26 protein-coding genes and 1 other RNA gene are annotated in these 26,297 nt (G+C 63.0%); 12 read left to right on the top strand and 15 right to left on the bottom strand.

What is annotated here, in order from left to right; translation table 11 throughout:
- Positions 1-179: 179 nt before the first annotated feature.
- From K1X12_RS01585 to K1X12_RS01575, 3 genes are read right to left on the bottom strand one after another with little or no spacing between them, the layout of a single operon-like run.
- Positions 180-836: a CDP-alcohol phosphatidyltransferase family protein gene (locus tag K1X12_RS01585; protein ID WP_220985892.1), complete on the bottom strand. Its 657-nt coding sequence runs from the start codon at positions 834-836 to the stop codon at positions 180-182.
- Positions 837-880: 44 nt separating this feature from the next.
- Complete coding sequence (locus K1X12_RS01580) at positions 881-2,416, bottom strand: TadE/TadG family type IV pilus assembly protein (RefSeq protein WP_220985891.1); 1,536 nt, start codon at positions 2,414-2,416, stop codon at positions 881-883.
- A 44-nt stretch (positions 2,417-2,460) separates the two neighbouring features.
- Complete coding sequence (locus K1X12_RS01575; protein ID WP_220985890.1) at positions 2,461-3,846, bottom strand: vWA domain-containing protein; 1,386 nt, start codon at positions 3,844-3,846, stop codon at positions 2,461-2,463.
- 180 nt (positions 3,847-4,026) lie between these two features.
- On the opposite strand from K1X12_RS01575, the gene K1X12_RS01570 reads away from it, so the two are divergent.
- Positions 4,027-4,821 (top strand): thymidylate synthase, encoded by a 795-nt coding sequence (locus tag K1X12_RS01570; RefSeq protein ID WP_220985889.1) that lies wholly within the window; start codon positions 4,027-4,029, stop codon positions 4,819-4,821.
- Between the two features lie 32 nt (positions 4,822-4,853).
- On the opposite strand, the gene K1X12_RS01565 is transcribed toward K1X12_RS01570, so the two are convergent.
- Positions 4,854-5,357: a hypothetical protein gene (locus K1X12_RS01565; RefSeq protein ID WP_220985888.1), complete on the bottom strand. Its 504-nt coding sequence runs from the start codon at positions 5,355-5,357 to the stop codon at positions 4,854-4,856.
- A 149-nt stretch (positions 5,358-5,506) separates the two neighbouring features.
- Here K1X12_RS01565 and aqpZ point away from each other — a divergent pair, with 149 nt between their 5' ends.
- Positions 5,507-6,187, top strand: a complete 681-nt coding sequence (gene aqpZ / locus K1X12_RS01560; protein ID WP_220985887.1) for an aquaporin Z — start codon at positions 5,507-5,509, stop codon at positions 6,185-6,187.
- 126 nt (positions 6,188-6,313) lie between these two features.
- Here the strand turns inward: aqpZ and K1X12_RS01555 are convergent, their stop codons facing one another.
- Positions 6,314-6,976 (bottom strand): VUT family protein, encoded by a 663-nt coding sequence (locus tag K1X12_RS01555; RefSeq protein ID WP_220985886.1) that lies wholly within the window; start codon positions 6,974-6,976, stop codon positions 6,314-6,316.
- 143 nt (positions 6,977-7,119) lie between these two features.
- Here K1X12_RS01555 and K1X12_RS01550 point away from each other — a divergent pair, with 143 nt between their 5' ends.
- Together K1X12_RS01550 and K1X12_RS01545 are read left to right on the top strand one after the other, a co-directional pair.
- Positions 7,120-7,650, top strand: a complete 531-nt coding sequence (locus tag K1X12_RS01550) for a dihydrofolate reductase (RefSeq protein WP_220985885.1) — start codon at positions 7,120-7,122, stop codon at positions 7,648-7,650.
- 101 nt (positions 7,651-7,751) lie between these two features.
- Positions 7,752-8,675 (top strand): SMP-30/gluconolactonase/LRE family protein, encoded by a 924-nt coding sequence (locus K1X12_RS01545; protein WP_220985884.1) that lies wholly within the window; start codon positions 7,752-7,754, stop codon positions 8,673-8,675.
- A gap of 188 nt (positions 8,676-8,863) precedes the next feature.
- Here K1X12_RS01545 and K1X12_RS01540 read toward each other — a convergent pair whose 3' ends face one another.
- The 4 genes from K1X12_RS01540 to K1X12_RS01525 all read right to left on the bottom strand — a co-directional run bounded on the left by K1X12_RS01540 (position 8,864) and on the right by K1X12_RS01525 (position 12,297).
- Positions 8,864-9,319 (bottom strand): RidA family protein, encoded by a 456-nt coding sequence (locus K1X12_RS01540; RefSeq protein WP_220985883.1) that lies wholly within the window; start codon positions 9,317-9,319, stop codon positions 8,864-8,866.
- 86 nt (positions 9,320-9,405) lie between these two features.
- Entirely contained in the window at positions 9,406-9,945 is a 540-nt protein-coding gene (locus K1X12_RS01535; protein ID WP_220985882.1) for a 3'-5' exonuclease, read from the bottom strand.
- Positions 9,946-10,057: 112 nt separating this feature from the next.
- A complete protein-coding gene (locus K1X12_RS01530) occupies positions 10,058-10,729 on the bottom strand; it encodes a hypothetical protein (protein ID WP_220985881.1) in 672 nt (223 codons plus the stop codon).
- Between the two features lie 335 nt (positions 10,730-11,064).
- Positions 11,065-12,297, bottom strand: coding sequence for an Mrp/NBP35 family ATP-binding protein (locus K1X12_RS01525; RefSeq protein WP_220985880.1), 1,233 nt, complete (start codon positions 12,295-12,297; stop codon positions 11,065-11,067).
- A 155-nt stretch (positions 12,298-12,452) separates the two neighbouring features.
- Between K1X12_RS01525 and hflK the strand changes: the two genes are divergently transcribed.
- The 7 genes from hflK (at position 12,453) to K1X12_RS01490 (ending at position 19,321) form a co-directional block, all read left to right on the top strand.
- Entirely contained in the window at positions 12,453-13,601 is a 1,149-nt protein-coding gene (gene hflK / locus K1X12_RS01520) for an FtsH protease activity modulator HflK (RefSeq protein WP_220985879.1), read from the top strand.
- Positions 13,601-14,497 carry a protease modulator HflC gene (hflC, locus tag K1X12_RS01515; RefSeq protein ID WP_220985878.1) on the top strand — a complete coding sequence of 299 codons (897 nt, stop codon included), beginning with the start codon at positions 13,601-13,603 and terminating at the stop codon, positions 14,495-14,497. Before hflK ends, hflC begins: the two co-directional genes overlap by 1 nt.
- 18 nt (positions 14,498-14,515) lie before the next feature.
- Positions 14,516-14,716 carry a DUF2065 domain-containing protein gene (locus K1X12_RS01510; RefSeq protein WP_220985877.1) on the top strand — a complete coding sequence of 67 codons (201 nt, stop codon included), beginning with the start codon at positions 14,516-14,518 and terminating at the stop codon, positions 14,714-14,716.
- A 97-nt stretch (positions 14,717-14,813) separates the two neighbouring features.
- A complete protein-coding gene (locus K1X12_RS01505) occupies positions 14,814-16,268 on the top strand; it encodes a Do family serine endopeptidase (RefSeq protein ID WP_220985876.1) in 1,455 nt (484 codons plus the stop codon).
- 263 nt (positions 16,269-16,531) lie between these two features.
- Entirely contained in the window at positions 16,532-17,521 is a 990-nt protein-coding gene (locus K1X12_RS01500) for a calcium/sodium antiporter (RefSeq protein WP_220985875.1), read from the top strand.
- A complete protein-coding gene (locus K1X12_RS01495; protein ID WP_220985874.1) occupies positions 17,518-18,270 on the top strand; it encodes an SDR family oxidoreductase in 753 nt (250 codons plus the stop codon). The genes K1X12_RS01500 and K1X12_RS01495 overlap by 4 nt, the downstream gene beginning before the upstream one ends.
- A 13-nt stretch (positions 18,271-18,283) precedes the next feature.
- Positions 18,284-19,321 (top strand): threonine aldolase family protein, encoded by a 1,038-nt coding sequence (locus K1X12_RS01490; RefSeq protein ID WP_220985873.1) that lies wholly within the window; start codon positions 18,284-18,286, stop codon positions 19,319-19,321.
- Positions 19,322-19,339: 18 nt separating this feature from the next.
- Here K1X12_RS01490 and K1X12_RS01485 read toward each other — a convergent pair whose 3' ends face one another.
- The 3 genes from K1X12_RS01485 to rnpB form a co-directional block, all read right to left on the bottom strand.
- Positions 19,340-20,392, bottom strand: a complete 1,053-nt coding sequence (locus tag K1X12_RS01485) for an NAD(P)H-dependent flavin oxidoreductase (RefSeq protein WP_220985872.1) — start codon at positions 20,390-20,392, stop codon at positions 19,340-19,342.
- Between the two features lie 25 nt (positions 20,393-20,417).
- Positions 20,418-21,035: a TetR/AcrR family transcriptional regulator gene (locus tag K1X12_RS01480; RefSeq protein WP_220985871.1), complete on the bottom strand. Its 618-nt coding sequence runs from the start codon at positions 21,033-21,035 to the stop codon at positions 20,418-20,420.
- 71 nt (positions 21,036-21,106) lie between these two features.
- Positions 21,107-21,500, bottom strand: an RNA gene (gene rnpB, locus K1X12_RS01475) — RNase P RNA component class A.
- Positions 21,501-22,611: 1,111 nt separating this feature from the next.
- Between rnpB and K1X12_RS01470 the strand changes: the two genes are divergently transcribed.
- Positions 22,612-23,487, top strand: a complete 876-nt coding sequence (locus K1X12_RS01470) for a YhjD/YihY/BrkB family envelope integrity protein (RefSeq protein WP_220985870.1) — start codon at positions 22,612-22,614, stop codon at positions 23,485-23,487.
- On the opposite strand, the gene K1X12_RS01465 is transcribed toward K1X12_RS01470, so the two are convergent.
- The 3 genes from K1X12_RS01465 to K1X12_RS01455 all read right to left on the bottom strand — a co-directional run bounded on the left by K1X12_RS01465 (position 23,445) and on the right by K1X12_RS01455 (position 26,169).
- Positions 23,445-24,179, bottom strand: a complete 735-nt coding sequence (locus K1X12_RS01465; protein ID WP_220985869.1) for an N-acetylmuramoyl-L-alanine amidase — start codon at positions 24,177-24,179, stop codon at positions 23,445-23,447. The two genes, K1X12_RS01470 and K1X12_RS01465, sit on opposite strands and share 43 nt — an antisense overlap.
- On the bottom strand, positions 24,179-25,081 hold the full coding sequence (locus K1X12_RS01460) for a DMT family transporter (RefSeq protein WP_220985868.1): 903 nt from the start codon (positions 25,079-25,081) through the stop codon (positions 24,179-24,181). The genes K1X12_RS01465 and K1X12_RS01460 overlap by 1 nt, the downstream gene beginning before the upstream one ends.
- 224 nt (positions 25,082-25,305) lie before the next feature.
- Entirely contained in the window at positions 25,306-26,169 is an 864-nt protein-coding gene (locus K1X12_RS01455; protein ID WP_220985867.1) for an MBL fold metallo-hydrolase, read from the bottom strand.
- Positions 26,170-26,297: the final 128 nt, after the last annotated feature.

The raw sequence follows: 26,297 nt of genomic DNA, 5'->3' as shown, positions 1-26,297 counted from the left end.
AGCCTGGCATTAAGCCGGGATTAATGATTGAGGCGTAATCTGGGCACATGTCGGGCCATCCCCTCCCGCCATGATGACGACCCTGCAAATCGGCGGCCGCGCACTCTCCCGCACGTAAGCCCGCCCATCGACGTCAGCGCCGGTCTGCTTCCCCAGACCGGCGTTTTCGTATCCGGGCTTCAGCGTTTTCCGCCGCCTTTGATTGCCATCACATACTGCCCGCCGGTGAACAGCGAGAGCGCTGCAGCGACCCACAAGCCCAACACCAGCAGCGCGGCATACACCCGGCTCCAATGCAGCAGGCCGACTTCGGAAACGGTCTCCGGCATCGGCCACATCGCCATTGGCAGAAGCAGGCCGGTAATCGCCATCATCTCGATCGCGGTCTTCCATTTGGCAAGGTTCGATGGCGCGACGACGCCCGCCGCTTCAGGCCGCGTGCGCAGCCATGTCATGAACACATCGCGCGCCAGGATCAGCGCAGCGGGGATGTAGATCAGCCAGGTCTTCAGCGCGAGGCTCAGCGTGATCAGCGCCGCGCCCACAAGCAGCTTGTCGGCAATCGGGTCCAGCCACACGCCAAACCGGCTCTCCGCTTTGAAGGTGCGCGCCGCCCAGCCGTCCAGAAAGTCGGTCAGCATGCCGGAGATGAATGCCAGCAGGGTGAACTGGTACCAGAGCTGCTGCAGCGCCGCAGAGCGCTGGCGCTCGAGATCGGCCATGCCGGCCTCGGCGAGCACCGCGTCGAAGCCCGTCGCCTTGAGGGCGCCGAACAGGACAAGCCCGGCAAACACACAGCGCGAAATCGTCAGGGCATTGGGGATCCAGGAAAACATGCGCCCCGTCTGCCAGCCCGGCGCGGTGGCTGCAATGGCCGTCTTCACTGTTTCAGGCGCAGGTCCGAAATCGAGCGGGCGATTGCCCGGTAGGCTTCGATCAGCTCCTCGCCATTATCGGCGTTGAAGGCATGGGCCGGCGAGGTCGCGCAATATTCCAGGATCGTGCGCCCGTCGCCCGTCCGCTGTACCCCGGAGGGCACCTGGAAGCCGACTGTATAGATCTGGATGCGGCGGCTGGAGGCCTTCATGCTGTCGCAAAGGTCCATCGACTGGCGGAAGGAGCTCTTGGTGGCGGTCGGGTGTTCGATATTGAAGTCGCCATCGGTCATCAGGATCACGGCCTTGGATGTCTGCGGTTCCCTGTAGGGCAGGGGCGCGGAGGCGACCGGCCAGATCGAGGCCCATTCCGGCGACACCAGATACCAGCCCCAGGCGATGCCCAGATGACCCGCTGTGCCCCCTTCGGCGACCAGGCTGTTTATATGCGCTTTGAGGGCAATCTTGTCGTCCGTCAGCGGCACAGGCCCTGAAGGCATGCAAGTGCCGTGGCGGCCTTCATAGGCGCCGACACCGTAGCCGGTCGCGCCATTGTTCTCGATGTTCCGCCAGCCATCATATTTGCTGGGGCTGCCAGCTGAGAAGTTCCAGCGCGGATTGCCTGTGCCAAGCCAGGCGCCATCGCCCGGCAAGGCGTCGGTTGCCGCCTGCGTCCCGGTGCGCTCATAAACGCAGCTGGCGGAAAGGTCGGTATCGCTGAAGAATTTCCGCGCCGCGCTCCAGGTCCAGGTCGAGTTGCGCCCGCAGCTCCAGCTCGAACAGGTGCCGCTCTGAAAATAGAAGAAGCGTCGTCCGGTTGCGGCATCGACCATCCGCTTGGAATTGTGGCTGCTATACCGGCTCTGCGCGGTCGAGTTCGATCCGTCAGCGGAGAGTGTCACAGTCTCGGTCACTTCATCCAGATACGGGCCGGCATTGAGCGAGTGGTTGTAGCTGGCAATTGCAAGGCGTACGGAGCCGTCGCGTTGCTGATTGTCGGGCAGCAACTCGTCGACGGCAGCGCTTGCCGCCACTTTCAGCTGCGCCAGCCGGTTGTAGCTGTTCATTGATCCGGACACGTCGAATATGAACGCAACGTCGAGCTGGCCCACACCATAGGTAGAGGTCGAGCGCACATTGAACGTCAGTTCGTCATGTCCGATCAGGCTGGATATATATGTCTTCTGGCGGCAGCGAACCCGGCCATAGATGTCATAATTTGCTTCGTCGAAGGTGACGCTCACCGGCTCGCAATCGAGGCCGCCGCCCTGTTCTTCCAGCAGGCTGGCGGCATACCCCTGAACGTCGAGCACCACCTCCTGCGGCAAGTTCCCGGCCTGCCGGCCCAGCGCGCCGGCCAGCACGGCAGAATCGAGCGCCGCCTGCACCTTGGATTTCTGGCGCACCGTGTTCTGAAGGTCTATCGCTATCCCCGCCATGGCGAGGATGCAGGGGATCAGGAACCCGGCCAGCATGGCCACATTCCCGCTCTCTGCGCGCGCAAGCGCCTGGAGAGGGGAAGGGCGTTTCGTGGGCGCCATGTCTCTGGTCCGGTCCGTAAGCGGAGTTTATGAGGGCCTGTCCGTCAGCGCGAGATCCGGAGGTCGGAAATCGAGCGGGCGATGGCTTTGTACGCTTCCGTCAGCTCCTGGCCGTTGGTGGGGCGATAGGCGAAGGCCGGGTTGGTGGCGCAATAGTCCAGAACGGCCTGGCCATTGGTCGGCGCGTTGAAGCCTACTGTGTAAACCACAACACCCTTGGTCTTCATCTGGTCACAGATTGCGCGCGCCTGCGTCGGCGAGCTCGGGTTGCCGCTGCCGGGGCGCACCTGGTTGTATTCACCGTCCGACATCATGATCAGAACTTTGGTTGCGTCCGGCTCGTCATAGGGAAGTGCCTTGGAGCCGTTGGGCCATACATTGTTCCATTCCGGCGAGATCAGATACCAGCCCCAGGCGGTGCCGATGTGACCGGCCGTGTTGCTCATCGGGCGCATATCGTCGATGAAGTCGAGCAGGTCGCGGCGATTATAGGTCAGCGGAACCGGCTGGTCATAGTTGCACCAGGTATTCGTCCCGTTATCGGTCGTCCATCTGTCGTTATACGGATCAAACGTTGCGGTGATGGGTGTCAGCCAGCGGTTGCTGCCCGGTCCGGCGTCGGTATAGCGCTCGCTGCCCTCGCGCTCCCACACGCAGGTGGACGTGATGGTGGTGCTGCGGCTGTAGGGGCCACGCCATTCGTAATTCCATTCCCGGCAGCTGCCATTGTTCCGGTAGGTCCTGCAGGTCGTCCGAACATAGATATTGCCGTAATAGGAATATGTCCGTGTCGGGTCCACATTCGTCACGGCTTTGAAATAGGGGCCAGCATTGACCATGGTGTCATAGGAAACCATGGCAAGGCGCACGTCTTCAGGGTCGCCGGGATAGCCTTCTACAGGCAACAGCGTATTGACGGCTTCAACGGCGGCAACCTTGAGGTTTTCCATCCGGCTGTTCGATCCCATCGAGCCGGAAACGTCGAACACGAAGGCGATCTCGAGTTTGCCGATGCCGTATGTGGCGGCGGACGCAACGTTGAAGGAAAGTTTCTGGATGCCCGCGATCTGGGAAAGCGTTGTCGTCTGGGAACAGCCGACGCGCCCCTCCAGTTCTTCGGTTTCCTCGATATATGTCAGGGCCACGAGCGAGCAGGTCAGGCCCGAACTGCCATTGTCGCTCAGGATGCCTGCGAAATAGTCATTGGCTTCCTGAAGCGTATAGGCCCGGTCCTTGCCGTCCTGCATGGATTTGGTAGCCGCCAGAACCGCGCTGTCGACAGCTTGCTGGACGCGCGCTTTCTGGGTCGTGGTCACCTGGAAGTCGATCGCGAAACCGGCGATCGTCACGATCGGAATGATCGACAGCGCGGCGATCATGGCAATGTTGCCGGATTCCTCGCGCGCAAAGTCCCGTTTGCCCCAAAACATCGTAACCTCTGTCCCATCCAAACGGCCGGAACCAGGGCCACACTGCCCCCTATACACCCCGGCCATCCTGCCCTTATCGCAGGTCTGGGTTTCCGGACGGTGAGTGCATGATCGCGAATTTGCCGGATGGGTTAGTCTTCTGGTAACCTGACCCAACCCGAATCGAGAGGCTGACCGGTCATGCTGCAATATCAGGCACTTCTGAGAGATATTCTCGAAAATGGCCACCAGCGCGGTGACCGGACAGGTGTTGGCACGATCGGCGTCTTTGGCCGGCAGATGCGGTTTGATCTCTCCAAAGGCTTCCCGCTGGTCACCACCAAACGGCTACACCTGCGCTCGATCATCGTTGAGCTGCTCTGGTTCCTGAAGGGCGACACCAATATCGCCTATCTGAAGGAGAACGGCGTCTCCATCTGGGATGAATGGGCTGACGAGAACGGCGATCTTGGTCCCGTCTATGGCAAGCAGTGGCGCAGCTGGGCCGCGCCCGACGGCAAGACAATCGACCAGATCCAATGGGTTCTGGACGAGATCCGCACCAATCCCAATTCCCGCCGTCTCATTGTGTCAGCCTGGAACCCGGCAGACGTGAACGATATGGCCCTGCCGCCTTGCCACTGCCTGTTCCAGTTCAATGTCATGGACGGCAAGCTCAACTGCCAGCTCTACCAGCGCTCGGCAGATGTCTTCCTCGGCGTGCCCTTCAACATCGCCTCCTATGCGCTGCTCACCATGATGATGGCCCGCGCCACGGGGCTGCAGCCGGGCGACTTCGTGCACACGCTGGGCGACGCGCACCTCTATCTCAACCATCTCGAACAGGCCGAGCTTCAGCTCACCCGCGACCCGCGCGAGCTGCCGGTGATGCAGATGAACCCGGAAAAGACCGACCTGTTCAGCTGGGAATACGAGGATTTCAAGGTCGAGGGCTATACCCCCCATCCGCACATCAAGGCGCCCGTCGCAGTCTAGGTGCCGTCTGGACTGCCAGCCCGACCGGAAGGCTACTCCCGGATCAGCTCGCAATGCAGGAAGCCGCCCGTTTCGACCGCGATGGAGAGGGATTCCTCAAACTCTGTGCAATGCAGCAGCGGCCCGCCCGCGCCGCCGGTCGCGGCGTTGACGCGCACCCGCGCATCGCCGCTCACTTCCCGCGCCACCTGTGCCGCGTCATAGCGACCGGCCAGCGTGATCGATTGCGCGCGCGGGCTGATATCCCGCTCTTCGGTGCCCAAATCCACCGTGTCTCCGGTCTGGCGTGCATTCCCATAATAGCTCGCCGTCACCTGCAGGGGGCGGCCGGCTGCCTCCAGTGCCCGGCTGACATCGGCCGAAATCGTGACGTCCAGCCGGAAGGGCAGGGCCACCATGCGCGGCTTGTAATCGGCGCCCGTTCCAATGCCGGGAACGGCATCGTCTGGCGCCGCCTCTGCCAGGCCAGGCTCGGACGTATGCCCGCAGGCTGCCAGCAGAAGGCCGGACATCAGAAGGGTGGCAAGTCGGGTCATCGGCAGAACTCCTTGTTGTCCAGACTGTTGCGGCCACTGCAGCATCTGGCAACCCCCAGAAATGCGCTTGCTGCAGGTTGAGAAGCTCTGCATCCTGAGCGAGGTCTGGGGCGGCATTACGGCAGCGCAGACCTACAGGGAGGGTATCCATGAAAATCCTGATTGCTGAACTTATCGGCACATTTACACTTGTCCTGCTGGGCTGCGGCTCGGCGGTCCTGGCGGGCGGCGAAGTCGGCCAGCTCGGCATCGCCTTCGCGTTCGGCCTTGCCATTGTCGCCATGGCCTATGGCATCGGTCCGATCTCGGGTTGTCACGTCAATCCGGCGGTCAGCTTCGGCGCCTTCATTGCCGGGCGCATGTCTGCCGGCACGATGATCCAATACTGGATCGCTCAGTTCATCGGGGCCGTCCTCGGCGCCGCCGTGCTTTACCTCATTGCCTCGGGCAAGGCCGGGTACGACCTCGCCGCCAATGGCCTTGGGCAGAATGGCTGGGGCCCTGGCTATCTGGGCGAATACGGCCTCGTTGCTGCGCTCGTCTTCGAAGTCGTCGCCACCTTCATTTTCCTGGTTGTGATCCTCGGCTCCACCCAGAAATCTGCGCCCGGCATGCTCGCTGGTCTCGCCATCGGCCTCACGCTGGCGGTGATCCATATTGTTGGCATTCAGGTCACGGGCGTGTCGGTCAATCCGGCCCGCAGCTTCGGCCCTGCCGTCATCGTCGGCGGTGCCGCGATCTCGCAGCTCTGGCTGTTCCTGATTGCCCCGCTGGTCGGCGCTGCGCTCGCCGGCCTGCTGTTCAAGCAGAAATTGCTCGAAACCGAATAATCGCCATCAGGCCTCGCCCCAAAAGGGGCGGGGCCATCCCAACCGCTTGATCTGCCATCCCCGCAAGCAAAGCGCAGGCACAGCGGCCTCACGCCAGAGGTGTGAGAACAGCCACGAACAAATTAGTTACGCCTCATGTGGCGAGATCAAGCCCTTGTCTTCGCGGTAGCGGATGACCCGTGAAACAATCACGGCACCAACCATCTTGCCGATGACGAAAACGATCCAGTTTATCGGATGCAGCATGTTGCCCGGCTCCGCGCCCAGCTGCATCTGCTGGGCAAGGTCTGCGCCATAGAGGAACACGGTCGTATCCACCGGCGAGGCCAGCGCGCTCGATATCAGAATGCGTGTCGACAGCCGGTATTTGGTGAAGGTGTAAACCAGCCAGTCCACAAATTCGGAAACCGCGAAGGCAATCCCGCTCGCCATCGCAATCACCGGCCAGGAATAGAAGAACGACCACGCCACGGCGATCGCCATCAGGATCAGCACCTTGTGCCCCATCTCGCGCTGCACGAAATCGCGGATCACGAACACCATACCCGTCACCATCGTCATCGGATGCAGTGCCACGCCAGGTGGATAGGCGCCCCCCGGCGCGATGATTTCGGCCTGCGGAATCACGCTGAACGACCAGTTGAGAAAGGGAATCAGCGCCACATAAATAAACGCCCAGATCCGTCCGTTCAGGAACCAGATCGCGCAGAATGTGAGCAGCAGCGCGAACAGCGCCGGACCGATCAGCTGAGGCTGGGCATTGGTCAATATTCCGATCAGGTCTGACATATATGAGCGTTCCCCCGCTGATCCAATTTAATACAGTTGCCGCTGCGTTGGGTGCTTGCTTAAACTATGGGGGAGGAGCGAGGAAGCGCGCTTGTACCGGGACGAACGCCTGACGGACAGATTCGAAAGATAATAACAGCGATATGTCTATTCATGTAAAACTCTGCCTGATTGTCGCGCAGGCCCGCAACCGGGTCATTGGTGCCGGAGGGGCGCTCCCCTGGCGGCTCAAGGATGACATGGCGTTCTTCAAGTCGACCACCATGGGCGCCCCGGTCATCATGGGCCGCAAGACTTGGGAGAGTTTCCCCAAACGCCCGCTGCCCGGCCGCGAGAATATCGTTCTCACCCGCGATTGGGATTATGATGCTGCGGCTGCCCGCGTCTATTCCAGCTTCCCGGCGGCCATGAACGCGGCCCGCGCCATCGCCGCGCGCGAAGGCAAGGACGAAGTTTTCGTCATCGGCGGCGCCGAGATCTACAATCTGGCGCTTCCCTTTGCGGACCGGATTTACCTCACCGAAGTCGATGCCGAGGTCGAAGGCGACACCTTCTTCCCGGTGCTGGAGGCCCGCGAATGGGCCGCGCAGGAACTTGCCGTTCACGCCGCGGGTGAAACCAACGATCATGCCTTCACGATTCGCCAGCTCGACCGGGTCACTGCGCCGGTCTGAGGCGCCTCCTCCCTCATAATACTTCACCCGGCGGCAGCGATAGACTCGCCCGCCGCCAGCGCTACGCTTCCGCCCGATAAAGGTAATCGGGAGGAACAATCATGGATTTTGAAGTCATCGGCTCGGGGCTCGGCTTTCCCGAAGGCCCCGTCGTCATGCAAGACGGCTCGGTCATCATCGTCGAAATCCAGCGCGGCTGCATCTCCCGCCTCTGGGGCGGGGGCAAGCGCGAGGTGATTGCCACCCCCGGCGGCGGCCCCAACGGCCTCGCCATCGGCCCGGACGGCGCCCTCTATTGCTGCAACAATGGCGGCTTCGAATATCACGAGGTCGGCGGCCTCACGATCCCCGGCAATTGTCCGCCCGATTATTCCGGCGGCCGCATCGAGCGGATTGACCTCTCCACAGGCAAGGTCGAGCGCCTCTATGATGAAGTTGACGGCAACAAGCTCCGTGGGCCGAACGATATCGTGTTCGATACCGAAGGCGGCTTCTATTTCACAGATCTCGGCAAGGGCTTCGCGCGCAACCGCGATCATGGCGGCGTCTATTATGCGAAGCCGGACGGTTCCTTTATCAAGGAAGTCGACTACCACCACATCTCGCCCAATGGCTGCGGCCTCTCGCCTGATGGCAAGACGCTCTACTTCGCTGACACGATGACCGCGCGCCTCTGGTCCTTCGCGCTCACCGGCCCGGGCGAATACACGCCCCACAAGCCGCCCTTCCTGCGTGGCCGCGTCGTCACCGGCCAGACAGAGCTTTGCTATTTCGACAGTCTTGCGGTCGCCGCCTCCGGAAACGTCTGTGTGGCGACAATCCTCAAGAATGGCGGCTTCGGCGGCATCACCACAATCACGCCGGACGGCAAGTCCAACTTCACCGAAATCCCGGACCCCTTCGTCACCAACATCGCCTTCGGCGGGGCAGATATGCGCGACGCCTATATCTGCGCCTCCGGCACCGGCCAGCTGATCAAGACGCGGTGGACCGAGCCCGGCCTGAAGCTGAATTACAACGCCTGAAGCGCCAACCCCATCCGCTCCACCTTCGTCACCCTCGACGGGCAAAGCCCGTCAGGGGGCCCATCTCCTGCCATTGCCGTTTATCTCAGGGGTGACGTCAGGAGGTGGGCGCTCAGATGGCCTTGCGGCCATCGAGCGTGACGGCAGAAGAGAGAGCGGTAGAAAAGGGCGTGAGAGGTGAGGGCCGCTCACCTTGCCGCAACACACTCCACCTCCACCAGCGCCGCAAACGGCAACGCAGACACGGCCACCGCCGTCCGCGCCGGTGGGGGCGTATCAGAAAAATACTCCGTATACACCTCATTCATCGGGCCGTATTGCTCAATGTCGGTCATGAATACGGTGCATTTAAGAAGGTCACCCATCGTGCGGCCCGCTTTCTCCAGATTGCCTTTCACCGTGTCCATCGCCTGGCGGGTGGCCTCCTTCACATCGCCCGTCTCGCTCCGCCCGATCACGCCAGCGAGGTAAATGGCGTCCCCATGGCCCACCGCCGCGCTGTAAAGTGCATTGCCCGGCACCAGCACCACTTTCTCAGGCGGCGGCAGCGGAAATTCCTTCGGCGCAGGCCGGTCGTCATGAATGCTGACGCAGGCCCCCAGCAGAGGCGCCGCAAGCAGGGCCATCAGGGAAATATGTTTCATGGGGCAGCGTTCCTTCTCATCATCACGCAATACCGTAGGGCGGGTTAGCCAAAGGCGTAACCCGCCAAATCGCCGTCAGAGAAAAATTACCTCGGGCTGCCTTGCCCGCGCGCCCCGCTGATCGCGCGGATGCCTTCAAAGATCGACAGCGTCGTCTGGCAATCGTCCAGTGCCCGGTGGGCGGCGGCCTGGCTCACGCCGAAATGCCGCGCCACAGTCGCCAGCTTGTAGTCCGGCAGGTTCAGGTAACGCCGCGCCGCCTGCAGGGCGCAGACCGAGGCATGCGCCTCAAACACCTCCGGCGCCGCCGCGCGCAGAAAGCTCATGTCAAACCCGGCATTATACGCCACAATCGGCAGCCCACGGACGAAATAGGCAAGGTCCGCCATCACTTCCGCGCCCTCCGGCGCCCCGTCCAGCATATCATCGCTTATCCCGGTCAGCTGTGTAATGCGATAGGGCAGGGCCGCCTCACACCGCACAAAGCTCGAAAAGCTTTCCCGCGCGCCCGTCGCCATATCCACGCGCAACGCGCCGACCTCAATAATCTGGCAGGACCGCGGACTGAACCCCGTCGTCTCAAGGTCCACCACCACAAATTCCTGAAGCTCATGCGGCGCAGTCAAATGGGGCGGGCCTCCGGAATTTGGCGGCGTAGCCTTTGGCCGCCCCCGTCTGACGAGGTGGCACCTCTAAGAGGGTTCGTTCACCCCTCCAAGGGATAATGCGTCTTTCCGGTCAGGGGGCGACGCAACTTGAGTCCACTTGACGATAAGGGCGGTTGCACTGCCATCCGTCGCCGGAAGAGTTGAGATGGGAAAATTCCGGTAGCTCCACCTTCTCGCAGGTTTCGCCCCGTGCCCGATATCCCCGGTCGCAAGCCCAACCGGTGCCTGACCCGCTATTGGTCAAATTGGCATTAGCCGGCACGTGGATGGGGGCGCATGTATTGCCTGACGCGCGATAGCCGCGCTCACAGGTCCATCCTGTCCCATAGCCTGAACTCGTCAGATATCCGTTTTTAGGCACCTGGATAGGCGCGCACTGATTGTTCGCGGCGATGTATCCGCGCACACATTGCCAGCGGCTGCCTGAGCTGTCCAGATACGCATTTTCCGGCACAGGTATCGGCTCGCAGGCGTTTCCTTGAGCGCGGTAGCCATAATGGCATTCCCAGCCCCGGCCATAGGCGCTGCCATAGAAATAAGCGTTATCAGGGAGGATGATGGCCTCGCATTTCCCCCCCGTATCGCGGAAGCCCGCATCACAGGTCCACCCGTCACCGTAAACGCGAGCGCTGGCATTCTCAGGTGGGGGTGATTGTGCGGCGGCGGCGCCCGCAAGCAGAATGCTGCCTGCACAGATCAGCCCGCCAAGCCATTTGCGAAGCGCAACGATGGAATGGGTCATGAGCGTCTTTCCGCCCGAATGCGGGCAGTGGAAGTGAAGTTGCAATGCAGGAAAGATTCGCGCTCAGGCCTTGGTTGGCAAAGTCGCGTTGCGGCTTCGCGGAGCGTCGGGTCGCGCAGACTGGATCATGCGCGGGGGCGAAGGCGCCGCGTATTTGCGCTTAGCCTCTACAGCGGGTGTGTTTTTCTTGCGAGGCATGGATGCATCCTTCTGCAAGCAGAAAGAATATCCTGCACCTTTTATATGGGGCGCGTGTCTGTCGATTAAAGGACTTTGAATATTTTAAATTTTTTGTCGAAAAATCCGTATCGAAACAGGGAGGGGCGTGGCGCCCCTCAATCCTCAAACACAATCTCCGGCGCCGGCTTTGTCACCAGCTCGTCCAGCGCCACGGCAACGTTCCGCGCCAGTTTCAGAAAAACATCCGCTGCCGGACCTTTCGAGAGCGCCGCCGGTTCGCCCTTGTCGCCGCCTTCGCGGATGGCCTGGATCATCGGTATTTCGGCGAGCAGGGGAATGCCCAGCGCCTGCGCCATCTTCCGGCCGCCGCCTTCGCCCATCAGGTATTGGCGGTTGCCGTTCGCGTCCTCAAACCAGCTCATCGTTTCGGCGATGCCGATCACCGGCACATGCGTCTTGGCAAACATCGCTGCGCCCCGTCGCACATCGGCAAGGGCTACTTCCTGCGGCGTCGTCACGATGATGGCCGCGGTCACCGGCACTTTCTGCGCGATGGCGAGCTGTGCGTCGCCCGTGCCCGGCGGGGTGTCGATGATGAGCAGGTCCAGCGGGTCTTCCTTCGTGCCCCATTCGGCATCGTTCAGCAGCTGGGTAATCGCCGACATCACAATCGGACCGCGCCAGATCATCGGCGCGTCAGGATCGGAGAGGTAGCCGATGGAGAGCGTCTTCATCCCGTGCGCCTCGACCGGGACCAGCTTCTTGCCCGGCGAAGTCGCTGGCTCGGCGTTCACCGTGCCCAGCATGGTCGGGATCGAGGGGCCATAGATGTCGGCGTCCAGCAGGCCGACCTTCATGCCGGCTTTGGCCATCGCAGCGGCGAGGTTCACCGAGACGGTCGACTTGCCGACCCCGCCCTTGGCGCTGGCGACGACGAGGATGCGCGCGATGCCCGGTAGGGGGCGCATCGGGGTCGCCGGCGGCGGGGCGCCCTGAGAGAGAGCTTCATCGGAAAGGCGCGCGCCCTTGGTGACGCGGCGCGTTCCGGCAGGGACCGGATGCGTTTCAATCTGTCGCGCAGGTGACCCGGTTTGTCCCTCTTTGTCCCTGTTTTGACCCTGATGGGGATGAGAATGCCCCGAATGTACACTCTTTTCCGCGGTCAGAACGGTCGTCACCTTGGTGATGCCGGCAATGCGCGAGGCGGCGTTTTCCGCCTCCATTCGCCGGGCCTCTGCCATCGCAACATCCTCGCCCTCCGCCTGGATCACCAGGATCGCGCGGCCATCGTCGCCTATGGTGACGGACTCCAGCCAATCCGGCGTCCCCAGCGCTTTCTGCACGGCGGCTGCCAGCTTCTCCCGGGATTTCTGCTTTGATCCAAACATTAAGACTCCTCGGGTAAAACCGGCCATCATAGGCCTCAAGCAGGCGCTCTGGCCCGCCGGAATGCGGCATTTTTGCTGCACCTGGAAGCCGATTTGGCGTGCAAGGCGCGGCAGAGCCTCTATATAGGCGAGAAACGCAGATTTCAGGAGGCTGAATGCCCTGGGACGACAAGACTAAAGGTTCCGGCCCGTGGGGCGGGGGTGGATCAGGCGGCAATAATGGCGGCGGCGAAGGCGGCTCGCCCTGGAACCGTCCGGGCAAACAGCCCGAATCCGGTAAGGATCAACCCGATCTGGAAGAACAGATGCGCCGCATGCAGGAGCGCTTTCGTCAGCGCCGCAATGGCGGCGGCGGTGGACGCAAGGGTGGCGGTGGTGGCGCGGGCGCTGGCCGCGGCGCTGGTCCGCTGGGCGTACTGGTCATTGTTGGGGTCGGCCTTCTGGCGTGGCTCTCCACCAGCATCGTCGTGGTCGACCCGACCCAGCAGGCTGCCGTTTTTCGCTTCGGCAAATGGCAGGCAAATTATGGCCCCGGCCTTCATTTCCATCTGCCGACCCCGTTTGAAAGCCATCGCCTGATCCAGGTGGAAACGCGCAATGAAACGCCCATCGGCCGCACGCAGGACGAGAGCCTGATGCTGACCCAGGACGAGAACATCGTGGACATCCACTTCTCGGTCATCTGGAAGGTCGACACCCAGAATCCCGAAAACTACCTGCTCAACGTTCGCGACCCGGAAACGACAGTCGCAATGGTCGCTGAGTCGGTGATGCGCGAAGTTGTCGGCAAGACCCGCCTTCAAGACATCATCACCACCGAGCGCGATCGCGTGCAGGCCCAGGTGGCCGAACAGACCCAGACGCTGCTGAACGATTATCGTGCGGGCGTTCAGGTGCTTCAGGTTCAGATCGGCAAGGCTGATCCGCCCCAACCTGTTATCGAGGCGTTCAACGATGTGAACGTTGCCGAGCAGGACGCCGAGACCCGCACCAACCAGGCAACGCAGTATGCCAACGAAATCGTGCCCCAGGCACGCGGTACGGCCTCCCGCCTGCAGCAGGAAGCCGAGGCCTATCGAGACCAGGTTGTGGCTGACGCCAACGGTGAGGCTGCCCGCTTCGACCAGATCTATGAAGAATATCGCAAGGCGCCGCGCGTCACCCGGGAGCGTATGTATCTGGAAACGATGGAACGCGTGCTTGAGCGTTCCGACAAGCTGATCCTTGATCAGAAATCCGGCGCAGTGCCTTACCTGCCGATTGATCGTGTCCGGACCCAGCAGAATGGTGGAGGAGAGCGCTGATGCGTGCTTTTGGTTGGCTCATCCTGATCCTGTCCATCGTCGGGCTGGTCATTGCCTCGAACGTGTTTTTCGTTGTGCGCCAGTCGCAACAGGCCATCGTGCTTGAAGTTGGTAAGCCGGTTCGCATCATCAATGCGCCGGGCACCGACGAAGCAGGCCTGCACATGAAAATCCCGGTCTATCAGCAGGTCGAAATTCTCGACAAACGTAACCTTGGCCTCGACATCGAAGGCATCCAGGTGATCGCTTCCGACCAGCGCCGCCTGCAGGTGGATGCCTTCGTCCGCTGGCGGATCAACGACCCGCTGCGTTATTATCAGAGCTTCCGCACCGAAAGCGCGGCAACGACCCAGATCAATACGATCACGGTTGCTGCGATCCGGGCGACGCTGGGGGATGTGCCGGTTCCGGAAATCATTTCCGGCCAGCGCGCAGCCTTGATGAATGAGATCCGCGAGAGCGTGAACGCCGAGCTTATCAAGGCCGGTGTCGACATCATTGACGTGCGTATCCGTCAGGCAGACCTTCCGCAGGAAGTGGCCGAGGGCGTCTACAACCGGATGCGCACAGCGCGTCTGCAGGAGGCCCAGCGCATCCGTTCGGAAGGGGAGGAGCGGGCCCGTTTGATCCGTGCCCAGGCTGAGCGCGAAAAGACCGTCATCGAGGCTCAGGCCCGCGAAGCGGCTGAAAAGATCCGCGGTGAGGGCGATGCCCGCGCGACGGAAGTCTATGCCAACGCCTATAACAAGGACGCTGAGTTCTTCCGCTTCCAGCGCGCGCTGGTGGCGTGCGAGAAGGCCATCCAGGAAGGCACTCAGCTTGTGGTCAGCCCTGAGTCGATCGGTGTGTGTGACCAGTTCTTCGACAGTGCCCGTTCTGCGGGCGGGCCGCGCTGATCTGGAGCGGGCGGGGCGATGAGCTGGATTACGCTCGCCCTCGCCGGCTTTGGTGTCTGGCTATTGATGGAAGGCGTGCTGTGCGCAGTTGCGCCTGACTATATGCGGCGGATCGGTCAGCTTCTCTCGAAGCTGCCGCCCCGCGACATCGCCCTTGGCGGGCTGGTGGTTGCGGCAGTCGGTGTTGGTCTTCTGATGCTTGCAGTTCGCACGGCCTGAATCTGTTGCAACCGGTCGCCAAAGCGCCATAGTCAAAGGCGGAAAGACTGTCTGTTCACGCAGACCAGAAACGACCATGAAGGGAGTCTCCGCCATCATGAACCGGACCGCCGCCGCGGCGCTCGCCCTGATCGCAGCCTTGGCGCCTGTGGCGCTCGCGCAGCAGGCAGGCGGAAGCCTGTCGCGCCCCGGCACTCCGGTTGATGCCAAATCGGCGCCTCAGAGCTTCAGTGTGCTGGCCAAACGGCTGATGCCAGCGGTGGTGAACATCTCCACCTCGCAAGTGGTGGCCAGCCGCCTGCCAACCTTCCCGGAAGGCTCTCCGGCGGAACGCTTCAACGATTATTTCGGACGTAATGATGATGGCTTTCAGCGCGAAGGCTCGCTGGGTTCTGGCTTCGTCATCAGCGCCGATGGCTACATTATCACCAACAACCATGTGATCGAGAAGGCCGACACAATTGAAGTCATCTTCTCTGACGGCCGTACGCTCGACGCCAAGATCGTTGGGCGCGACAGGGATGGGGACATCGCCGTCCTGAAAGTCAGCTCCAAGTCGCCCCTGCCATTTGTAGAGCTGGCCGACAGCGACAAGGCGGAAGTGGGCGATTGGGTGATTGCCATCGGTAACCCGCTCGGCTTTGGCGGCTCGGTTTCGGCAGGCATCATTTCGGCGACGGGCCGTGACCTCAATACGGGGCGGTCTGACAATTTCATCCAGACCGACGCGGCCATCAACCAGGGCAATTCCGGTGGCCCGCTGTTCAATCTGAACGGCCAGGTGATCGGCGTGAACACCGCGATCATCTCGCAGTCTGGTGGCTCCATCGGTCTCGGCTTCTCTGTACCGTCCAACACGGTGAAGCGGATTTCGCAGCAGCTGATCAAGGAAGGCCGGGTGCATCGCCCCTGGCTGGGCGTGAATGTGCAGGATGCGGACGAGTCGCTGATCAAGGCCTACAAGGCCAAAGGCACCTCCGGTACCATCATCACGCGCATCACCGATGATAGCCCCGCTGCCAAGGCAAAGCTGGAAGTGGGTGATCTCATCCTCTCCATCGATGGACGGTCCGTTGCCGGCGTGCGGGAAATGACGCGGATGCTGTCTGAAAAGCCGATCGGCAAGCCGGTGACGCTCAGCATCGTGCGCGATGGCCGCCAGCGCGATGTCGCCGTCACGCTGGGCGAGCTGCCGGAGGAAAAGGAAGCGGTGACAGCTGCTCCCACCGAAGCGGTCGGCCTCTCCAACGATCTTGGCGCAGATATGGTGGCGCTCGATGATGATGTCCGCCGCCGCTTTGGCGTTCCGCGAGACATGTCGGGCGTGGCGGTCACCGGCGTCAGCACGCGCGGGCGCGCTTATGGCAAGCTGCGCCGCGGCGACGTGATCGTGGAAGTGAACTTCCAGTCCGTTGGCGCGGTCAGTGATGTGCTGAAGCGCCTGGAGACGGCGATGCAGTCGCCGAACCAGCCGATCCTGATCCGCGTCAAACGGCGCGGGGACACGGGGGGGTGGTTCGACCAGTTCGTGTCGGTCGAGATCAAGAAATAGGGGAATTCCCCGGCGGATTACCGGTTCTGGCTGGGTTACGCTGCGTCAGGCCCCTGTCAAACATTACGAAAAAGATGCCGAATTGGCTCGCCAAGTGCGACAACGCGCGCTAAGGACAGCGCAAATCGACCTTCTTTTTGACGGGCTGAGGCAGATATTATGATCCATCCTTCCCTGATCGCCATTGCTGCTATCGTTGTTGTCTTTGGCATTCTGAACCTTATCGAGTTCAAGCGCCTCGACTAATCGGCGTGGAGCAGGTGGTGCCCGATCCCATCCTGCTTGGTTACCTGTTTGGCGGGCTCCTGCTGATGGCGGTCGCTGGCGACCTGTTGGTGCGGGGCGCGCTGGGAATAGGCCGTGCAATGGGCGTATCGCCCCTGGTCGCCGGTATTTTCATCGTTGGATTTGGCACATCGGCGCCGGAGATGTTCATCTCCGCCAATGCAGCCCTGTCGGGTAGTCCCGGCCTCGCAATCGGCAATATTGTCGGCTCCAACATTGCAAACGTCCTGATGGTGGCGGCTATTCCAGCGCTGCTCTTCACTTATCGCACGGGCGGCGCCGGGCAGGGGCGGGCGCTGTTTATGCTATTGCTGGCGACCTTCATCTGGATCGGCATGACGGCAATCATGCCGCTCGATCCGGTGATGGGGGTCTGCTTCCTGCTGGTGCTGGTGGGGTATTCGGGTTTCTCGATCTTTGCCGCGCGTCGCGATCAGATCGCTGGCCGGGGCACGGGCAATGAAGAGGCCGTGACGATGAACCCGCCGCTCTGGCGCGCGATCTTCTATGCGCCGCTGGGCATTGCGGGTCTCATCTTCGCGTCTGGTTTCATCATTACAGGGGGCGAAGGCGTCGCGCGCCATTTCAATGTGCCCGACGAGTGGATCGGGCTTACGATCCTGGCGCTGGGCACGTCGCTGCCGGAGATCGGCGCGGGACTGGCGGCAGCTTTCCGGCATCGCGGCGACGTGGTGGTTGGCAATGTGCTGGGCTCCAACGTGTTCAACCTGTTGGGCGCAGGCGGCCTTGTGGCGCTGTTCGGGCCGTTCGACGTGGCGCCGATGTTCCAGCGGTATGATCACTGGGCGATGGGCGCTTCCGTGGTGCTGCTGGCGATCCTGATCATGACGCGGATCAAGATGGGCCGGTTGCTCGGCCTGCTGCTGCTGCTGCTGTATGCGCTCTATATCTATGGTCTCGTCTCAGGCACGAACATTTCGGCGCTGGCCCAGATGGTGACCGGATGACACCGAAGGGCGCGCTGGTAACGGGGGCGGGAACCCGCCTTGGCCGGGCCATGGCCGAAGCGCTGGGCGCGGACGGCTGGACGGTGGCGGTGCACTACCGCAGCTCCGAGGGGCAGGCGCAGGCGGTGGTTGATGCTATTCGCGCGCGCGGCGGACGGGCGGAGATGTTCGATTGTGACCTGTCCGAAGAGGCGCAACGTGTGTCTTTTTGGGGCCGTTTGAATACATTTCCGGGACAACCCGTGACACTTCTGGTCAATTCGGCGTCAACCTTTGCCGAAGACAGCGCAGGCGAGCACACGCGCGTAGATTGGGACCATCATTTCGAGCCGAACCTGCGCGCGCCGGTTCACCTCGCCCAGCTTTTCGCGGCGAGCCTGCCTGACGACGAGCGCGGGCTGGTGGTGAACCTGATCGACCAGCGCGTCCTGAAACTCGACCCGCGCTTTTTCACCTACACACTTTCCAAGGCGGCGCTGTGGCAGGCGACGCAGACGATGGCGCAGGCCTTTGCGCCGAGGGTGCGCGTCAATGCGATTGCGCCGGGGCCGACCCTGCAAAGCGTGCATCAGACACCAGAGCAATTTGCCGCCGAGAAGGCCGCGACGCTGACGGGGGAGGGCGGCTCGCCCGAAGAAGTAGTGGGCGCGCTGCGCTACCTGATCGGCGCATCGAGCGTGACGGGTCAGATGATTGCCTGCGATGGCGGGCAGCACCTGATGTGGCAGACACCTGACACGCAAGTCTGAAGGGGCCGCGCAAATGAACTTTTCCTCCGACACGTCTGCGCCGGCGCATCCTTCCGTTCTGGACGCGATGGCGCGGGTCAATTCCGGCATCGAAGCGAGCTACGGCGCTGACAAGGTGACGGCGCGGCTGCGGGCGCGGCTGGCGGACGTGTTCGAGACGGACGACTTTGATTTCTGGATGACGGCTTCGGGCACGGCGTCCAACGCGCTGGCGCTGTCCTGCTTCTGCCCGCCGATCGGGTCTGTGCTGTGCCACAGCGAAGCGCATATCCAGATGGATGAGCGCGGGGCGGTGGAGTTCTTTACCGGCGGCGGACGTTTGCAGCTGCTGCCGGGCGCGGGCGCGAAGATCGACTATAATGCGTTTGCGGACTATCTGGGCGAGGTGAACCCCAGCTTCGTGCATGGCACGCCGCCGGCGGCGCTGTCGCTGACGAACCTGACCGAATGCGGCATGGCCTATACGCCCGAAGAAGTGGCGCGCTTTGCCGCGCGGGCGAAGAATGGCAGGCTGGCGGTGCATATGGACGGCGCGCGTTTTGGCAATGCGCTGATACATACGGGCGCAACGCCGGCCGAGATGAGCTGGAAAGCGGGCGTGGACGTGCTGACGCTGGGGCTGACGAAGACCGGGGCGGCGGGATGCGAAGTGATCCTGCTGTTCGGCGCGGCGAAGGCGAAGGCAGGTGAACTGCGCGCGCGGGCAAAGCGCGCTGGGCATATGCCGCCGAAGATGCGTTTCCTGGCGGCGCAGGCCGAAGCGATGCTGGAAGGCGGGCTGTGGCTGAAGCTGGCTGCGCATGCCAATGCGATGGCGGCGAAGCTGGCGGGCGTGTTTGCCGAGCGCGGCGTTGAACTCGCTTACGATGTTCAGGGCAATGAGGTTTTCGTGCGGCTGGAGCAATATGACCTGAACCAGCTGCAGGAAGATGCCGTGATCTTCTATGCCGACTGGCCGGGCGGCCTCAGCCGGTTCGTCTGTTCCTGGGCAACGACAGAAGCGGATGTCGAAGGCGTGCGCGCGGCGCTGGGCAAGCCGACGCGGATCTAGCGCAGATCCAGCGCAGATCTAGCGCAGACTTTCCATCTCTTCCTGCAGGCGCGCCAGCAGGCTGGCCGCCGGGAGTTCCCGGATCAGCGGCGCGCCCTGGCCAGCCCATTGGGCGCCGAAGCCGGTTTCCCCCTTTGCCCTAGCGGCGGCGTGCAGGGCCTTTCCGGCATCATAGGCGATGGGATAGGCGGGTGGGTCGGCCCGGCTTTCCGCCGCCCATGCGGTGAACCGGTTGGCAAGGCAGCGGGCAGCGCGACCGGAAATCGCGTTGGTGAAAACCGTGTGTTCCGCCCCCGGTCCTTTGAGCGCCTGACGGAAGGCGGCGTCTGCGCTGCTTTCGGGGCAGGCGATGAAGGCTGTGCCAAGCTGGGCGGCGACGGCGCCGAGCGCGAGGGCTGCGCGAATGCCGGCCCCATCCATGATGCCGCCCGCAGCAATGATCGGCAGGCGGCAGCGCGCCGCGAGCAGGCGCGTGAGGGCAAAAGTGCCGAGCTGATCATCGGGCGCATCCGGATCGAAAACGCCGCGATGACCGCCCGCTTCAAAGCCTTGCGCGACGATTACGTCAACGCCGGCGGCCTCTGCCGCGCGGGCCTCTGCGAGATTTGTTGCGGTGGAGAGCAGCAGGCAGCCGGCGCCTTTCAGCGCTCTGATGCGGCTCTCATCGGGCAGGCCGAAATGGAAGCTGACGACGCGCGGCGCGGTCTCGATCAGCAGCGCCAGCATGGCGTCGTCCTGCGCGAAACTTTTGTAGATGGTTGTCAGCCGGGCGGGCGGCGCCGCGTCATGCTCGGCGAAAAGAGGGCGCAAAGTGGCAAGCCATTCAGCTTCGCGGTCAGGGTTCGGAACTGGGTCCTTATGAACGAAGACATTCACGTTGAACGGGCGCGGGGTGAGCGCGGCTGTGGCCTCGATCATTGCGCGGGCGCCTGCCGCATCGACTGCGCCCACAGCGATCGAACCCAGGCCGCCGGCATTGGAAACGGCGGCGGCCAGCGCAGGCGTGGAGACACCGGCCATTGGCGCCTGAATGATGGGAAGCGTGATGCCGAGGCGTTGCAGGAAATTCATGGGGAGGCTTTCTGATAACGCAGGCTCAGGCCGAGACGGCCTTTCCCAGCCAGCCTTGCAGCATACGGATGACGCCGCTGGTGTCGATGGGGGCGGAGGTGGCGCCGCCCAGGAGTTGCTGGTGGAGGCTCATCACGAGGAGTGGGGAGAGGGCGGCGAGGGCGGCGGCGCGCAGGGCGGTTTCCTCCTGCGGGGCGCCGGGCGTGGCGCGCAGCTTGTCGGCGACGGCGGCGAGGGCGGGCTCCAGCACCTTTTCCAGATAGGCCTGGCCGATGCCTTCGTCGGCAAGGCCCTCGATCAGGCCGAAGGCATGGGCCCGGATGAAACCGCCCAGCTGCATGCCCGCTTCGGAGATGCGGAAATATTCCTCAAAGGCGGTGGCCGGATCGGCCGACGGCGTGGCGACCATGGCCCAGAGGGGCGCACCCTTGCGGCCGATATTCTCCAGGATTTCGAGGATGAGGCCCTGCCGGTCTCCGAAATAGTGGCGCAGGGTGGGCTCTGACGCATTCATCGCCTGCGCAAACTGGCGAAGGGACGGGCGGCGCAGGTCTGCCGACAGGGCAAACTCTGTCAGCGCGTCGAGCAGGGCGGCGCGTTTCTCGTCAAAGTCGTGATTGCGCGCGCCGGCTGGTCTGGGCATGGGCTTTCCGCTCTTGCTGAGGCGGGACACTAGCGCGCGGGGCCGCCGAGGCAACGCCCGCGCAAGATAATGTGACCAGATGGCCTGTAAGCCGGGTTCTGTTCGTCCCTTGCGGGATCTGGCAGCCATTCCTCTGGGGCGCTCATTGCTGAACGCCTCGGCGCGACGCACCCGGGGCACGAGCGGCGGACAGCCCGTATGTGCCCCCTACTTGGTCTTGCTCCGGGCGGGGTTTACCATGCCAGCCCTGTTGCCAGCGCTGCGGTGGGCTCTTACCCCACCCTTTCACCCTTACCGCCGGCATCCTTCGACTTCGCTCAGGATGAGCCGGAGGCGGTTTGCTTTCTGTGGCACTTTCCCTCGGCTCGCGCCGGGCGGCTGTTAGCCGTCGCCCTGTCCACCTGGAGCCCGGACTTTCCTCCAGTATGGGGTTACCCCCATACCAGCGGCTGCCCGGCCATCTGGTCAGGCGGCGGATATAGGGGAAGTGGGGGCGGAGTGCAAATAGGGCGAAGTTCTGCGCGTCGCGCCCTCACCTCCCACGCTCTTCGAGCGCGGGCCCCTCCTCTCCCAGAGGGAGAGGGGCGGGGACTTCGCCTTGAGCGCAGAGGGAAACCTAAAACGCAAGAAGGCACGATCCTCTTGCGAGCATCGTGCCTTCCCGTGTGTTTCGAATCGGACTACCGAGACACTGTGCTAGCACTCGATAACGGTTTTCGATCACCATCGGGTTCCTTGAAGACGTCCGCGCTAACGGACAGCTCTCCACCATCACCCTATCCGGATACGGACGTTCGCTCTTCGACAAGCGCGCGTTCCTTCTCCGTGACCGCTTTGCACAACCGGGGGGTTGTTGCGTGCGGCCGACCGCCTGCGGCGCCATTGCTGACACTCACTTTTTGGTCGCCGTGTTTCGGATCGCGCCCCGTTCACGGCATTCGGCCCCGATCGGTCAGGTCTAGCTCCTGCCATATCGGCCACCGCCTGCTTTTTCCCTTCATCTCCACCTGGTCCTTTGCGCCGCCGGTCTCCCGGCTTTGCTCCTGACCCGGCTTCGTCCGGGGGCGATGGACTTGGCTTCCGGTTCCTTTGGCGGGTCTGCTCCCGCCGGGAATTCCGTTGGCTTACCGAAACGATCTCACAAGCGCTCGCTTGAGTCGAGAGGCTGTCCATCTTTTTTCTCGCAGGCGGCGATTTATTGCACAGGAACAGCTCCGCCTGTGAATTAATCCGGAACAGGCAGTGAAAACACCAGCAGGAAAGGCCGGACAAGGAAGATCCTTTCCGGTTTCGCTTGGCTGGGAGGTCCTGCGGATGGAGCATTCGGCTCGATTGATCCGGGGACGGTAGAAAGTAGTGTGAATGGTGGGCGTGTCCCCGGCGTCCCGGCTTCACTCCATCCGCAGGTGGCGCCAGGCAAGGTGTGATTGCCGGAAGCCGCATGCAGGATAGGGGCGGGGCCAATCCGGGCGGATAGGGAAGGCGCCTGCTGCGATGGCGGCGGGAGATGCGGCGTGGACAGGGTTACGTGAATGCACGGTTTGTTTCTGCGGCGGAGCATGCCAGAAGAGAAGGGATGATCGAGCGATGGCGGCCCGACTTTATTGATCCTGCGATCCGGGCCGCGCGGCGGCTCGTGCGGCCGGATGTGCGTATCGTGACGGGCGGGGTGGCGTTCTACGCGCTGTTTGCGATTTTCCCGCTGATCTACATGACGCTGACTTTGCTGACCTTTTTCCTGCCGCCGGAACTGGCGCATGACCTGGCCAAGCCGATTGCCAACTTCTTCAGCCAGAGCGTCGAGCCGCTGACCTTTGAGGAGGTGGATGCCATCCAGCAGATGACGCCGGCGGGGCTGAGCCTGCGGGCGTTCCTGGCGGCGGTGCTGGTGATGTATACGGCAACCTCGGGCGCCAAGGCGCTGATCACCGGCATCCGGATGATCGCGGGCACGGCGGACCGGACACGGTTTGCGCCCTTCCAGGGCACCTCGCTGCTGCTGACGGCGCTGCTGATCCTGATCGTCTGGCTGCTGGGGGCGGCGCAGCTGGTGGTGACGGTGGCGGTACAGGAGTCCGGCGAAATTGCGCTGCGCTTTGCCCATGAGATCGCGACGATTGTGGACTCGCTGTGGATCTCGAAAGGGATTGCGAGCTTTGGCGTGTTCTACCTGATCCTGGTGCTGTCGCTTCGCGGGCATGTGCGGCGGGGCACGCGGGCGCTGGCGGCGGGCGCGGCGGCGGCGGCGCTGGCGTTTCTGGGCGTGACGTTCCTGTTCCAGCTCTACCTGCACTATTCGGTGCTGGGCACGATCTATGGGGCGCTGGCCTCTGTGATCTTCGGCTTTATCTGGCTGTCGGCGTCGGTGTCGTCATTGCTGCTGGGCGCGGCGCTGGCGACCGAATGGGCTCACGCCTGGGGCGAGGATGACGAAGAGGTGGCCGAGGCATAGGCCGCCGCGATCTGGGCGAGGCGGCGGAGGGTGTCTGCGTCGGCAAGGCCGGTGACGGCGCGGGGCATCCAGCGGCGCTGGAAGGCGCGCAGGGCGGCGGGAATGTCAGCGGTGTCGTAGCCGATGGCGGCGAGCTGGGCATTGAGGCGCGAGGCGTCACCGCCAGACCAGACGCAGGCGGCGCCGGTTTCAAAGTCGGGCCAGAGGCCAAGGCCGGCATCGGCCAGGCGCGCCCAGGGGAAATGCTCACCCGGATCGATCTTGCGCGTGGGGGCGATGTCGGAATGGCCGACGAGGCCGGTAGCGGGGATGGCGTGATGGGCCATGATTTCGCGCGAGAGGGCGATGACGGCGCTGATCTGCGCATCCGGATAGGGCGGCAGGCCGCCGCCGGGGGCGCGGTAGTCGTGGCCGCCATTGACGATCTCGACGCCGACGGAGCGGGAGTTGAGATCCTCAAGGCCCTGCCATCTGGAGACGCCGGCATGCCAGGCGCGGAGATTTTCCGGCACGAGGCGCGCGATGCGGCCATCTTCCCAGACCATGTAATGGGCCGAGACCTTGGCCTCCGGATCGCGCATGCGGGCAAGCGCCGCGTCGCCGCTTTCCATGCCGGTATAGTGCAGCACGAGCAGGGAGACGGGATGTTTCCGCGCGTCATGGTTCGGGCTGGGGGTGTCTTCGATATGCATCAGGAGTCTCCGGAGGCGACCTTCTTGCCAAGGGCGGCTTCCGGCATTTTCTGGTTCGCGCGCAGGGCGATGACAAGCACGCCGCTGAGCGAGACGGCCGCGCCGATGATGAGGCGGAGGGTTAGCGGTTCGTTCAGCAGGGCGATGCCGAAGATCACGCCCCAGATCGGTGTCATCAGGGTGAGCGGGGAGAGTAGCGAAACATCATACTTTTTCAGCAGGGTGTAAAAGGCCGAATGGCCGAACACCGAGACGCCGATGATCGCAAAGGCGCTGGCGGCCCAGACCATCCAGCCGCCGTGAATATAGGCGTCGAGCTGGCCCTGTTCGACAGCGAAGGAGAGGGCGAATAGCGGCGCAAAGCTGAACAGGCCGACCCATGCCTGGAAGCGCAAGCCCGAGAGCTTCGGCATGCGTTTCATCACGATGCCGCCCGCCGAGCCGATGAAGGCCGAGGCGATGATGTAGAGCAGGCCGTAGGAGACCGAGAAGTTCGACGGGTCGAGCGCGATGATGAGCACGCCGAGGAAGGCGAGCGTGATGCCAAGGGCGCGGCGCCAGTGGATGACCTCGCCCAGGAACAGCATGCTCATCAGCGTGGAGAAGGGCACGCCCAGCTGGCCGGTGACGGCGGCGGCAGAGGCATCGGCATGGCGCAGACCTATGAACAGCAGCGCGAAATGGACCGAGCCGATCATCATCGAGACGATGAACAGGATGCGCAAATTCTCCGGGCGCGGCCGCAGGAACGGGATGAGGCAGACCGCCACCCCGAGAAAGCGCAGCGCGGCAAAGAAGATCGGCGGAATGGCCATATCGGCCACGACCCAGCGCGTGACGACCAGATTGAGACCCCAGACGAGGCAGACGGCGCAGAGAAGGGCAAAATCGCGGATGGCCATGATGCACTGCCCCTAACAGGCTTTGCTCCGCAGGGGCAGGGGGTGCGTGGGGGCAGGTCGGCAGGGGCGGATGCGGGGGGCTTGTGCCGGGTGGCTTCCCCCCTCCGTCAGCCGGCTTCGCCGTCTGCCACCTCCCCCGCTTCGCGGGGGAGGATGATCACCTCGCCATCTCCTCGACAGTGCCGGAATGGGCGGGTGTGCTTGAAGGGCAGGGGGGCTTAGCGTTACTTCCCCAGCCGGTTTACCGGCAGGCGGAGGTAGACCTGGCCATCGCTTTCGGCGGGCGGGAGGCTACCGGCGCGGATGTTGACCTGCAGCGAGGGCAGGATGAGGCGCGGGGCGCCGAGCGTCTTGTCGCGGGTGGTGCGCATGGTGACAAACTCATCTTCCGATACGCCGTCATGAACATGGACATTGGCGGCGCGGTGCTGGGCAACGGTGGATTCCCAAGCGAAGGCCTCGCGCCCTTCGGGCAGGTAGTCATGACCGGTGAAGATGCGCGTTTCCGGCGGCAGGGCGAGGAGCTTGCGGATCGAGCGGTAGAGCGCGTGGGCGTCCCCGCCGGGGAAGTCTGTCCGCGCGGTGCCATAGTCGGGCATGAAGACCGTATCGCCGACGAAGGCGGCGTCGCCGATGAGATAGGTGACGCAGGCCGATGTGTGGCCTGGCGTGTGCAGCACACGGATGGTTTCATTGCCGAGCTTTATCTCGTCGCCTTCATTGAAGAGGGCATCGAAGACTTCGGCATCGGGCGTATCGCTGGTCGGGCCGAACATGGGGCGGAAGGTTTTCTGCACATCGGTGATGAGCGCGCCGATGCCGACCTTCGCGCCAGTCCTTTCGCGGATATAGCTGGCCGCCGAAAGATGGTCTGCATGGGCATGGGTATCGAGCGCCCAAAGGAGGGTAAGCCCTTCAGCCTTTACGGCGGCGAGGACTTCATCGGCAGAGACCGTGGAAAGGCGGGCGGCGGCAGGATCGAAATCCAGCACGGGGTCGATCACAGCCGCCTCGCGCGTCGCGGTATCCCAGACGAGATAGGTGACCGTGTTCGTGGCCTTGTCGAAGAAGGCTTTGATGGCGGGCATGTCTGGCTCCTTGTATATTCGTTCCAATGTCGATTGCGTATCTGCGACATTGCTAATGTATGAGGTATTGCTAAATTAGCAAGTTCTCATATATGTGGTCACAAAGACGCAGCGATCACAAGGGCGCC

This window comes from Hyphomonas sediminis, from assembly GCF_019679475.1.
Lineage (GTDB): Bacteria > Pseudomonadota > Alphaproteobacteria > Caulobacterales > Hyphomonadaceae > Hyphomonas > Hyphomonas sediminis.
This window is presented reverse-complemented; position numbering and strand designations above follow the sequence as displayed.

Coding starts and splice junctions, on each gene's coding strand:
- K1X12_RS01550 (WP_220985885.1), top strand. CDS start 7,120: ATGTCTATTCATGTAAAACTCTGCCTGATTGTCGCGCAGGCCCGCAAC.
- K1X12_RS01570 (WP_220985889.1), top strand. CDS start 4,027: ATGCTGCAATATCAGGCACTTCTGAGAGATATTCTCGAAAATGGCCAC.
- K1X12_RS01555 (WP_220985886.1), bottom strand. CDS start 6,976: ATGTCAGACCTGATCGGAATATTGACCAATGCCCAGCCTCAGCTGATC.
- K1X12_RS01490 (WP_220985873.1), top strand. CDS start 18,284: ATGAACTTTTCCTCCGACACGTCTGCGCCGGCGCATCCTTCCGTTCTG.
- K1X12_RS01510 (WP_220985877.1), top strand. CDS start 14,516: ATGAGCTGGATTACGCTCGCCCTCGCCGGCTTTGGTGTCTGGCTATTG.
- K1X12_RS01470 (WP_220985870.1), top strand. CDS start 22,612: ATGATCGAGCGATGGCGGCCCGACTTTATTGATCCTGCGATCCGGGCC.
- K1X12_RS01565 (WP_220985888.1), bottom strand. CDS start 5,357: ATGACCCGACTTGCCACCCTTCTGATGTCCGGCCTTCTGCTGGCAGCC.
- K1X12_RS01455 (WP_220985867.1), bottom strand. CDS start 26,169: ATGCCCGCCATCAAAGCCTTCTTCGACAAGGCCACGAACACGGTCACC.
- K1X12_RS01525 (WP_220985880.1), bottom strand. CDS start 12,297: ATGTTTGGATCAAAGCAGAAATCCCGGGAGAAGCTGGCAGCCGCCGTG.
- aqpZ (WP_220985887.1), top strand. CDS start 5,507: ATGAAAATCCTGATTGCTGAACTTATCGGCACATTTACACTTGTCCTG.
- K1X12_RS01545 (WP_220985884.1), top strand. CDS start 7,752: ATGGATTTTGAAGTCATCGGCTCGGGGCTCGGCTTTCCCGAAGGCCCC.
- K1X12_RS01505 (WP_220985876.1), top strand. CDS start 14,814: ATGAACCGGACCGCCGCCGCGGCGCTCGCCCTGATCGCAGCCTTGGCG.
- K1X12_RS01540 (WP_220985883.1), bottom strand. CDS start 9,319: ATGAAACATATTTCCCTGATGGCCCTGCTTGCGGCGCCTCTGCTGGGG.
- K1X12_RS01530 (WP_220985881.1), bottom strand. CDS start 10,729: ATGACCCATTCCATCGTTGCGCTTCGCAAATGGCTTGGCGGGCTGATC.
- K1X12_RS01495 (WP_220985874.1), top strand. CDS start 17,518: ATGACACCGAAGGGCGCGCTGGTAACGGGGGCGGGAACCCGCCTTGGC.
- K1X12_RS01585 (WP_220985892.1), bottom strand. CDS start 836: ATGTTTTCCTGGATCCCCAATGCCCTGACGATTTCGCGCTGTGTGTTT.
- K1X12_RS01485 (WP_220985872.1), bottom strand. CDS start 20,392: ATGAATTTCCTGCAACGCCTCGGCATCACGCTTCCCATCATTCAGGCG.
- K1X12_RS01460 (WP_220985868.1), bottom strand. CDS start 25,081: ATGGCCATCCGCGATTTTGCCCTTCTCTGCGCCGTCTGCCTCGTCTGG.
- hflC (WP_220985878.1), top strand. CDS start 13,601: ATGCGTGCTTTTGGTTGGCTCATCCTGATCCTGTCCATCGTCGGGCTG.
- K1X12_RS01480 (WP_220985871.1), bottom strand. CDS start 21,035: ATGCCCAGACCAGCCGGCGCGCGCAATCACGACTTTGACGAGAAACGC.
- K1X12_RS01465 (WP_220985869.1), bottom strand. CDS start 24,179: ATGCATATCGAAGACACCCCCAGCCCGAACCATGACGCGCGGAAACAT.
- K1X12_RS01575 (WP_220985890.1), bottom strand. CDS start 3,846: ATGTTTTGGGGCAAACGGGACTTTGCGCGCGAGGAATCCGGCAACATT.
- K1X12_RS01580 (WP_220985891.1), bottom strand. CDS start 2,416: ATGGCGCCCACGAAACGCCCTTCCCCTCTCCAGGCGCTTGCGCGCGCA.
- hflK (WP_220985879.1), top strand. CDS start 12,453: ATGCCCTGGGACGACAAGACTAAAGGTTCCGGCCCGTGGGGCGGGGGT.